The sequence below is a fragment of the Kineococcus vitellinus genome (genome assembly GCF_009906315.1).
Lineage (GTDB): Bacteria > Actinomycetota > Actinomycetes > Actinomycetales > Kineococcaceae > Kineococcus > Kineococcus vitellinus.
Genome location: NZ_JAAALL010000320.1, coordinates 3,209 through 4,721, shown reverse-complemented (window position 1 = coordinate 4,721; position 1,513 = coordinate 3,209). Strand labels below are relative to the sequence as shown.

The following is a 1,513-nucleotide window of genomic DNA, read 5'->3' as shown; positions in this document are numbered from 1 at the left end:
GCCCCGGTCGACCCACTCGCGCAGCCACGCCGGCCGCAGCGCGCGCGGCAGCCACACGACGCCCACGACCCCGACGAGCACCCCCAGCAGGCCCAGCCCGGCCGGCACCAGCAGCAGCAGGTCCCACGGCCGCCCGAGGACCGGGGCCGCCAGCGCGGCAGCCAGGAGCAGCAGCACCCCGCCCCCGAACCACAGCGGCGCGCACAGCTGGTAGGGCGAGAGGGCGCCGCGCGCGGCCAGCGGCTTGCCGAAGCCGAGGTGGTGCAGCAGGCCGAGCACGGCGAAGGCGGCGGCGCACCCGGCGCCCACGAGCAGCCCGCCGCTCACCGCGCACCCCCTCCGCCCGGCCGGACCCTCAGCCGAAGACGTCGTGCCACAGCGCCTGCGCCCCCTTCTCCACGGCCGTCACGGCCGCCTTGCCCGCCTTGCTGCCCACGAAGGAGCCCACGGCCCCGCCGCCCTCGACCGCGGCGACCGCCGACGCCTTCGCGATCCGGGGGCCCGTCCCGTGCTCGGGGTGCAGCTGCCGGTCGGACTCCCACTGCCCGGCGAAGGAGTCCCACAGGGTCAGCCCAACCCCGGCGACGCCGAGCGCCCTGCCGCCGGTGCGGGCCCACGCGGGCGGGCGGCCCCACCCCTCGGTGACGAACACGGCCCGGCCCGGCTGGTGGACGTCGTCGGCCATCGAGCGGGCGAGGATCGCCTCCACCGCCGGGTCGGCGCTGGAGCCCACCGGCACCAGCAGCCCGCCGCGGGCGACCACGGGGACGCCGCCCACCTCGTCGAGGTCGACGGCGAGGTGGTGCGGGTCGGGCAGCCAGGAGCCCAGGGTCAGCAGCTCGCGCAGCGGGCCCTCGACGTCGCCGTAGCGCTGGGCGTGCTGCAGCGCCGCGCCCGACAGGGCGGCGAGGTCGGCCTCCAGCCGGGCTGCCCGCGCCCGCACGCCGGGCGCTCCCGGCGCCAGGACGGCCAGGGGGTCCAGGAGGCCCTGCACCTGCGCGGCCCGCTCGCCCAGCCGCAGGGTCGCGAGAGCGGTGACCGTGGGCAGGGCGAGGACGTCCGGGGGGTCGATGGCGACCTTCGACACGTGCCGGCTCCCGGGACGGTGGTGGGGACCTCCACGCTAGGCGCCCGCGCCGCCCGGGCGGCGCCGATCCGGGGAGGGGTCACCGGATCGGCGCCGTGCTCGGTCCTGCTCGGTCCTGCTCGGTCGAGCTCAGCCGTGCTCGGTCGTGCTCAGGGCGTCGGCGCGCCGCCGGGGGTGCCCCCCTCGGGCGGGGCGCCGGAGGCGGCGGCGCCGGAGGGCGCGGGAGCCGCGGCCGGCTCCTCCAGCCGCGCCTCGGCCGCCACCGCCGCGTCCACCGCGGCCTGCAGGCGGGACTGCGCCTCGCCGTAGGCGGTGAAGTCGCCGCGCTGCAGCGCCGCCTGCGAGTCGGTGATCGCCTGCCGGGCCTGCTGCAGCGCCTGGTCCAGCTGCACCTGCGCGCCCGGGTCGGCGCTGGGCGAGCCCGGC

General features: G+C 79.8%; 2 protein-coding genes and 1 pseudogene. All 3 read right to left on the bottom strand.

Features of this window, described 5'->3' with window-relative positions; all coding sequences use genetic code 11:
• A pseudogene (locus tag GTQ99_RS19945) lies at positions 1-327 on the bottom strand (hypothetical protein); the annotation flags it as partial.
• Positions 328-355: 28 nt separating this feature from the next.
• The gene (locus tag GTQ99_RS19940; protein WP_166617452.1) at positions 356-1,087 is read right to left on the bottom strand and encodes a hypothetical protein; all 732 of its coding nucleotides are present in this window, start codon (positions 1,085-1,087) and stop codon (positions 356-358) included.
• 149 nt (positions 1,088-1,236) lie between these two features.
• Positions 1,237-1,513: hypothetical protein (locus GTQ99_RS19935; protein WP_166617451.1), on the bottom strand; the 277-nt coding region annotated here is incomplete at its 5' end.